Source organism: Listeria grandensis FSL F6-0971 (genome assembly GCF_000525835.1).
GTDB lineage: Bacteria > Bacillota > Bacilli > Lactobacillales > Listeriaceae > Listeria_A > Listeria_A grandensis.
Window position 1 is genome coordinate 1 of the sequence record NZ_AODD01000040.1, and the last position, 8578, is coordinate 8578.

General features: G+C 42.8%; 8 protein-coding genes. All 8 read right to left on the reverse strand.

Annotated elements, in window-relative coordinates; all coding sequences use genetic code 11:
* Nucleotides 1–421: 421 nt before the first annotated feature.
* Entirely contained in the window at nucleotides 422–1918 is a 1497-nt protein-coding gene (gene lysS / locus PGRAN_RS15050; protein ID WP_036068488.1) for a lysine--tRNA ligase, read from the reverse strand.
* 120 nt (nucleotides 1919–2038) lie between these two features.
* The gene (gene dusB / locus PGRAN_RS15055; protein ID WP_036068490.1) at nucleotides 2039–3031 is read right to left on the reverse strand and encodes a tRNA dihydrouridine synthase DusB; all 993 of its coding nucleotides are present in this window, start codon (nucleotides 3029–3031) and stop codon (nucleotides 2039–2041) included.
* A 132-nt stretch (nucleotides 3032–3163) separates the two neighbouring features.
* Entirely contained in the window at nucleotides 3164–3643 is a 480-nt protein-coding gene (gene folK / locus PGRAN_RS15060) for a 2-amino-4-hydroxy-6-hydroxymethyldihydropteridine diphosphokinase (protein ID WP_036068491.1), read from the reverse strand.
* Nucleotides 3636–4004, reverse strand: coding sequence for a dihydroneopterin aldolase (gene folB / locus PGRAN_RS15065; RefSeq protein ID WP_036068493.1), 369 nt, complete (start codon nucleotides 4002–4004; stop codon nucleotides 3636–3638). The genes folK and folB overlap by 8 nt, the downstream gene beginning before the upstream one ends.
* A gap of 15 nt (nucleotides 4005–4019) precedes the next feature.
* Nucleotides 4020–4805 (reverse strand): dihydropteroate synthase, encoded by a 786-nt coding sequence (gene folP, locus PGRAN_RS15070; RefSeq protein ID WP_036068504.1) that lies wholly within the window; start codon nucleotides 4803–4805, stop codon nucleotides 4020–4022.
* Between the two features lie 634 nt (nucleotides 4806–5439).
* The gene (gene cysK / locus PGRAN_RS15075) at nucleotides 5440–6363 is read right to left on the reverse strand and encodes a cysteine synthase A (protein ID WP_036068496.1); all 924 of its coding nucleotides are present in this window, start codon (nucleotides 6361–6363) and stop codon (nucleotides 5440–5442) included.
* Between the two features lie 101 nt (nucleotides 6364–6464).
* Nucleotides 6465–7349, reverse strand: a complete 885-nt coding sequence (gene hslO / locus PGRAN_RS15080) for an Hsp33 family molecular chaperone HslO (RefSeq protein WP_036068499.1) — start codon at nucleotides 7347–7349, stop codon at nucleotides 6465–6467.
* Nucleotides 7342–8136 (reverse strand): type III pantothenate kinase, encoded by a 795-nt coding sequence (locus tag PGRAN_RS15085; protein ID WP_036068501.1) that lies wholly within the window; start codon nucleotides 8134–8136, stop codon nucleotides 7342–7344. Before PGRAN_RS15085 ends, hslO begins: the two co-directional genes overlap by 8 nt.
* Nucleotides 8137–8578: the final 442 nt, after the last annotated feature.

Sequence of the window (8578 nt, forward strand, 5' to 3'; positions counted from 1 at the left end):
TAAGATCCTTGCGTCAAATTGACTTCGCTAGCAAATAATTTTACTAGTATTACTTGTGGAAATAGCTCTCTATTTCCGTCCTGTGATTCTTACCCGAAAACATTGCTGTCTTCTTGGTTTTATCTTTGTTTCTGTTCAGTTTTCAAAGGTCATTTCGAGATGCCAAACTCATTTAGCGGCAACTCTTATATCTTACACTTCCTAGCGATGTTTGTCAAGAACTTTTTCCAAAAAAATATTTTTGACTCTTGGTTGCTTTTATTTATTCGCTGGAACGTTTACTAATATATCACGTTTTGGAGACCTTGGCAAGTATATTTGACAAAAAAAGTTCACATTTTAAAAAAAAGTTTTTCAAACTAGATTTTTATAGAGTAAAATCGTGTTTTCGAGCCTGTCCAAAAACACGATTTTATTAAGTTTAATCTCTTGATTTCATTGTCGGGAATAATAGAACATCTCTAATAGACGGGGCATTAGTCAAAAGCATTACTAGCCTGTCCATTCCTATACCTAGCCCCCCAGTCGGTGGTAAACCATACTCCAAGGCTTCCAAGAACTCTTCATCCATACTGTGCGCTTCATCATTACCGTACTCGCGCTCAGATACTTGCGCTTCAAATCGTTGACGTTGATCAATTGGATCATTTAATTCTGAGAATGCATTACCATGTTCACGCCCTACGATGAATACTTCAAAGCGATCCGTGAAACGTCCATCTTCTTTATTTGTTTTAGCTAACGGTGAAATTTCAATTGGATGCCCATAAATGAATGTTGGTTGAATAAGCTTCTCTTCAACAAATACTTCAAAGAATTCATTTAGGATGTGTCCGTATGTCATATGTTTTGTAATCGGAACATTGTGCTCTTTCGCTAATGCTTGTGCTTCTTCAGTTGTTTGCACATTCCAAAAATCGACGCCCGCGTATTGTTTAACTGCATCTACCATATGTAGACGGGTCCAATTAGGTGTCAAATCAATTTGATCTTCTCCATATGTGATGACTGTTGTGCCATGTAATTTTTGGCAAACGGTGGAGATAAGACCTTCTACTAGTTCCATAATATCTTCAAAATTCTCGAACGAAGCATAGGTTTCTAGCATTGTAAACTCTGGGTTATGTCTAGTTGAAACACCTTCATTACGGAATACGCGACCTATTTCATACACTTTGTCCATGCCGCCTACGATAAGGCGTTTCAAGTGAAGCTCCAATGCAATACGAAGATATAGTTGCATATCCAAAGCATTATGGTGTGTGATGAACGGTTTTGCTGCCGCTCCACCTGCGATTGTGTGCAGAACTGGTGTCTCTACTTCTAAATAGCCAATATTGTCAAGATAGTTACGTGTGTATTTCATAATTTTACTGCGCATCACGAAGCGTTGTTGACTTTCTGCGTTTGTGATTAGGTCTAAATAGCGTTGTCGGTAGCGTTGTTCTACATCCTTTAAACCGTGAAACTTATCTGGCAATGGACGTAGAGCTTTACTTAGCATGGTGAATTCTGATGCTTTAACGGATAATTCTCCAGTATTGGTCAAGAAAATCGTTCCTTTAATGCCGACAATATCACCTAAGTCCGCTAATTTAAAAACGTCATAAACCGCTTCTCCTACACCGTCTTTACGGATATAGATTTGAACTTGATGGAAACGGTCTTGGATGTGCGTAAAGCCAACTTTCCCTTTTACTCGTTTGGTCATGATACGTCCTGCGACAGAAACTTCGATGGAGGCTTCTTCTAGCTCCTCTTTTGTTTTGCCTTCGTACTGACTTACTATTTCTTCTGGGCTAATCGTACGGACGAACTTCGCGCCGAATGGATCGATTCCTTCCGCTCGCAATGTATCCAGCTTTTCACGGCGAACAATTAGCTGATCATTAAGTTCTTCATGGTTCTCGTGGGACATATTTGACACTCCTATTCTTTTCAAGTTATACAGATAGTTTTATTATACGCTCAATTGGGCTTGTTTATCTAGTTTTATTTGAAAAAAGTTGCCTCCAAATACGATGAGACAACTTAAACTTTATTGTTTTGCCATAAGTTTTTCTTCGTGTTGGTCGACATAGCCTCGTAAAATAGCTTCCATTTCTACGTACTTGGTTGCTTGGTTAGCCGCCACTTTAGCACGGGTACTTCCGCGAGCACCTTTTAGATAGTATGCTGCATGTTGTCGGAATTCGCGTACAGCAATGCTTTCGCCTTTCAATGAGATAAGGCGTCGCAAATGGAGCAGGGCTGTTTCGATTTTTTCGCGCGGTTCTGGTTCTGGGAGTAGCACGCCGGTTTCTAGATAGTGTACGGTACGATAGATCATCCACGGGTTACCTAGTGCGGCACGGCCGATCATGACACCGTCTGCACCAGTCTTCTCAAGGATCGCTTTGGCATCTTCGGGCGTTTGGACGTCTCCGTTTGCCATGAATGGAATCTTGATATTCTTTTTAACTTCGGCTAGAACATTCCAGTCAGCTTTGCCTTCGTACATTTGAACGCGGGTCCGACCATGCATCGCGATGGCGCTTGCTCCGGCACGTTCTGCAGCTTGGGCGTTCTCGACGGCGAATACGTGCTCGTCATCCCAACCTATGCGCATCTTTACAGTCACTGGTTTATCGACGGCGTCTACTACAGCAGAGACCATATCGTACACTTTATCAGGATTGAGAAGCCATTTTGCACCAGCTTCACATTTGATGATTTTATTAACTGGGCAGCCCATGTTGATGTCGATAATGTCCGTGGTTGTGTTTTCTGCGACAAATTTAGCGGCTTCTACTAATATATTTTTATCCCCGCCGAAAATTTGCAGGCTTAGCGGCTTCTCTTTTTCATCAATGTAGAGCATGTCTAGTGTTTTAGCGTTACGATGCGCAATCCCCTTATCGCTTATCATTTCGCAACATACAAGGCCAGCGCCGAATTCTTTTACCGTCAGGCGGAACGCGGAGTTCGAGATCCCTGCCATCGGCGCGACGACAACTCTATTTTTAATGGGTACATTGCCGATTTTCCACATAGAATAACCCTTCTTTCTTGAAATAAAATAACCGCTCATAGCTCTGTGCTCCGTGATCTAAGCAGTTGATTTCTCCTTTTAAAAACAATATTGTTATGGTAACATATTTGATTGAAAGCGCAAGTGCCAAATTTACCAATCCAGCTTCGTGTCTGCCTTGTTAATTCCTTGATCTTGTAAAATTTCTTTGCGTAAAAGAGGAGCTGCAACGGTTGGCGCGATTTCCTGCAATGGGATCATGACAAAAGCCCGCTCGTTCATTCTAGGATGGGGAAGCTCTAGCGTTTCTGTTTGCTGGATCACATCATCATATAGAAGTAAGTCGATATCGATCAAGCGTGGTCCCCAGCGAATTTCGCGAACACGTCCTAAGTCATTCTCAATCGCCAAACCTGTTTGTAGTAGTGTTTCCGGGTCTAGTGTCGTTTCAAGCGCGACTGCAATATTTAAAAATGTGGCTTGGTCTTCAAAACCTACTGGATCTGTTTCATAAACCCCTGAAACACGTGTTATTTTAATCGCAGCGCTTTTGTTCAATGCTTTCAATGCATTTTCTAAGTTGGTTTCACGATTCCCAATATTTGTTCCAATGGATAAATAGGCTTTATGCATGGTTTGCAGTCCTCGTAATTTCGACAGCTACTGAGTGATAGTGCCCAGGAATCGGCGGATTTGGCTTGATAACTTTAACTGTGACTTCTTTAAGCAGTGGATAGTCGCACAGAACAGTGGTTGCAATCGTTTCTGCGAGAGCTTCGATGAGTTTAAAGCACTTGTTTTCTGCTATCTCTTTTACCGTTTCGTAAACATCCGCATAACTCACTGTATCATTTACTTCATCGCTTTTCCCAGCCACCTCTGTAGAAAGCCCCAATACGAGTGAGACGATGAATGTTTGACCTAGCTTATTTTCCTCTGGCAGCACCCCGTGATAGCCATAAAAAGCTAGCTCATTTAAATATATTTTGTCCATTTTAAAAGTTCCTCCTTAATTGTTCGGCACTTCGACATTGCCGAGAATGGCGTCGGTCATCGCGATCATGCGGGCAATCGGCTGGATATCATGTACGCGAAAAATAGTGCAGCCTTTCGTTTGCCCATAGACAACCGTCGCGCCGGTACCTTCCACTCTTTGATCTACTGGTAAATCTAGAACAAGTCCAATAGTAGATTTCCGACTCGTCCCAAGAAGAACTTCATGCCCCATTGCCACTAATTCATCAATTTTACGTAAAATTTCCAGATTTTGCGCTGGTGTTTTGACAAAACCAAAACCAGGATCGAGTAGGATATGGTGACTCGGAACACCCGCATTTTTAGCAATTTCGATACTTTCTTGCAAATCTTTTTTTACATCCGTCATAAAATGATCGTACTCCCGATTCGGGCGGTTATGCATTAAAACAATCGGCGTTGAATAGGCCGCAGCAATTTGAGCTATTTTCGGATCTCGCTTAGCTCCCCACTGGTCGTTAATAATATCTGCTCCCGCTTGAATCGCAGCAAGCGCAACTTCCGATTTCCATGTATCAATGGATATCCATATGTTTGGTAACACAGCCCGAACAGCCTTGATTGCTGGAATCACACGGGCGATCTCTTCATCCACAGGAATTTCCCTGTAGCCAGGCCGCGTTGACTCACCGCCAATATCAATGATTGCCGCGCCATCTCGTACCATCTGCATTGCTTTATCTTTGATTTGAGTCTCCGTTATGTATTCCCCTCCATCCGAAAATGAATCAGGCGTTACGTTTAAAATGCCCATAATCATAGTCGGATGATTTTTCAGCCATGTTTTACTCAATGAACTCACCTCTTTTTTTAAATAAGTATATCACGTCTTCACATTTTTGAGGATCACATTGCCTTTAGTGCGCAACAAAAAACCAGCGCGGAAAAGGGAGTAACCGCGCTGGTCAAAAAGGGAGTGTTAAGTTTTCATTTTAAAAAGGGAAAAAATGAAACTTGGTTTTGCTTGTTGTTAGCTTATGAATATATAATAACCCTCTAAAACAAAATTTCACTGAGTTTTTTGTTAGAATTTGATGAGAAATAAAGAAAAGCCGCAACAGCCCGTTAGCTCCGAAAAAAACTGGAGCGGCCGCAGTGAAAACCCTCTCTCGGTTTTTGCGGAGGGCGTGAAGTTTTCGAGGAGCTGGTTGTTTCGGCTAGACACGAAGGCGCAAAGCATGACACAACAAACACTTACCACGCCTGTATTCATACTACTACTTCGAGAAAAACCTCGATACAACAACAAAACCAACGTGTTGGTGGCACGTTGGTTTTTGCTTTCCATCACGAGGAAGTAACGGAAATCGACTTATTTGTTGTGGTCTTACAAGTACTATATTACTGCACGTTCGCGAAATTTTACTGTGTTTTTTGTTAGAAGTCTATGAGATTTATTCGAAGTTGTATAACGCGGTACTCAAATAACGTTCGCCGTTACTGGCTACAACTGCTAACACTTTTTTGCCTGCGCCTAGTTCTTTTGCTAAATTCAAGGCCGCAAATATCGTTGCTCCCGAGGAAATCCCTACTAGAATCCCTTCTTTTTTAGCGACTTCTCGAGCTGTTTCCAATGCGTCTTCGCTCGAAACTTTGAGAATGCCGTCGTATACTTTTGTGTCTAGTGTATCTGGAATAAATCCTGCACCGATTCCTTGGATTTTATGTGGTGATGGTGAGTCGCCGGAAAGCACTGCGGATTCCTCTGGCTCTAATGCGTAAATTTTTATATTTGGGTAGTTTTTCTTCAAAATATGCCCTGCTCCGGATACTGTTCCACCCGTTCCTACACCTGCGATAAACGCGTCTAGGCCGTCTTTACCGAATGCTTCGACGATTTCTGGACCTGTCGTACACTCATGGACAGCTGGATTAGCTGGGTTATGGAACTGTTGTGGTACGAAATAGCCGTGTGCTTTTGCTAATTCATTAGCTTTTGCAATCGCGCCTTTCATGCCGTCAGGGCCTGGTGTTAGAACCAATTCTGCACCATACGCTTGGAGTAGCTTGCGACGCTCTAAACTCATTGTCTCTGGCATAACGAAGATCGCACGGTATCCTTTCGCTGCTGCAACCATTGCCAACCCAATCCCCGTGTTGCCACTCGTCGGTTCAATGATCGTGTCGCCTGCTTTTAATGCACCTGATTGTTCTGCATCTTCAATCATCGCGTTAGCAATCCGATCTTTGACACTACCACCCGGATTCTGGAATTCTAGCTTCACATATACCTCTGCGCTTCCTGCTTCTGGTAATCTGTTTAATTTCACAATGGGCGTATTCCCGATTAAGTCTGTAATTGAGTTTGCAATCTTCATTTTCTCAACACTCCTTCGTAGTTCTTCCCTCTACTTTAATCAATCCCGACATACTTTGTCAAATTTAAAAGACAGCCCAGATTCGGACTGTCCTCCCATTTTTATTTTGCTTCTTCATAGAACGCTTCTAATTCAGATTCTTCAAAGTGATATTTATTACGGCAAAAATGGCATTCTGCTTCCGCGCCGTGATCTTCCTCAATCATTTGGCGAATTTCATCTTTTCCTAGCGAGATTATCGCGTTTCCAAATCGTTCTTTGGAGCAATTACATTCGAAGCTTACAGGCATTTTTTCGAGAATTTGCAGGTTTTCTTCTCCACCAGCAAGCCTGGCCAATATTTGTTCAGGCGTTTCTCCCGCTTCGATGAGACGAGAAATGGTTGGGCAATCTTTCAAGTTTTTTTCAATTTCGTCAATGATTGTGTCGTCTGCGCCTGGTAGTAGCTGAAGCATAAAACCACCTGCTGCCTCAATTGTATCATCGGGATTCACGAGCACACCCACGCCAAGTGAGGAATTGATTTGTTCAGATTTTGCCAGATAATACGTGTAATCTTCACCAATTTCACCCGAGACGATGGGAATTTGACCTGTAAAATTAGTACGTAAGCCAATATCTTTAACGACTGCCAATGTTCCTTCTGTACCGACACCACGACGAACGTCTAATTTACCAAATTCATTAAGCTCACTGAAATGCACATGCGGATTGGTAACATAGCCACGGATTTGACCTTGTGTATTACTGTCCGTGATGATCGGACCGATTGGACCATTTCCTTCAATTTTGACGGTGACTTTTTGATCTTCTTTTTGCATCGCGCCTAAAAAGAGGGTCGCTGTCATCGATCTCCCAAGCGCTGCGGATGAGATAGACCACGTGTCGTGCCTGCGTTGCGCCTCACTCACCGCTTCTGTTGTTCTTGCAGCGTACGCACGGACATTGCCACCATATGCTAAAGCTTTTACTAAATAATCACTCACTATCATTAACTCCTTTATCGTTTGATTGATTTCGTTCATATAAAATTCGCAACCCTTTTAATGTTAAAAATGGGTCTATAATATCCGTTATATCTGATTTCCCACTGATGAGCCTCGCGAGACCACCTGTTGCAACGATGGTTGGCTCTGTATTCGTCTGTTCTTTCATCGCTTTAACGATGCCTTCAAATTGGCCGATAAAGCCGTAATAAATACCTGCCTGCATCGATGTCACGGTACTTTTGCCAATGACTTTAGGCGCTTCTGTGATGTCTACACGCGGAAGTTTTGCAGCGCGATTATAGAGGGCTTCCGTTGAAATCATAATGCCTGGCGCAATGGCTCCGCCGTGATAGCTCGATTTCTCGTCGATATAGCAAAATGTCGTCGCCGTTCCAAAATCCACGATAATGGTAGGGACTCCGTATTCTTCAATCGTTGCGACTGCATTAACAATTCGATCAGCACCAACTTCGCGCGGGTTATCGACCTGTAGTTTTAGGCCAGTTTTGATGCCCGGACCAACAACAAGTGGCCTAATTTCGAAATATTTATAGCACATCGCTTCCAGAGAATGCATGATTGGTGGGACGACAGATGAAATGATAATACCTTCAATGGCTTTAGAAGAAATATCACCGTATTGAAAAAAATCTAAAACCATCATGCCGAGTTCGTCTGATGTACGGTGACGATCCGTTGTCATCCTCCAATGTTTGCGTAGTTCTTTGCCTTCGTAGACGCCGATTGTGATGTTTGTATTCCCAACATCGATGACTAAAATCATACCTGTCACCATCCTTTTTTGTGATTTTTCTAGAGTATCATAACACGGATTCTGTGAAAAACCGAGTAATTCGTCTTATTTTGACCAATGACAACGAAAAGCTGAAACGGCCCGTTTAGACCCGAAAAAATTTGTTAGGGGGCGCAGATAAATCCCTCCCCTGGATTTTTCGGAGGCCACGAAAATTTCGAGGGTCTGGCCGTTGAAGCTAGATCTAAACCGAAAAGCTGAAACGGCCCGTTAGACCCGAAAAAATTTGTTAGGGGGCGCAGATAAATCCCTCCCTTGGATTTTTCGGAGTCCACGAAAATTTCGAGGGTCTGGCCTTTGAAGCTAGATCTAAACCGAAAAGCTGAAACGGCCCGTTAGACCCGAAAAAAATTTGTTAGGGGGCGCAGATAAATCCCTCCCTTGGATTTTTCGGAGTCCACGAAAATTTCGA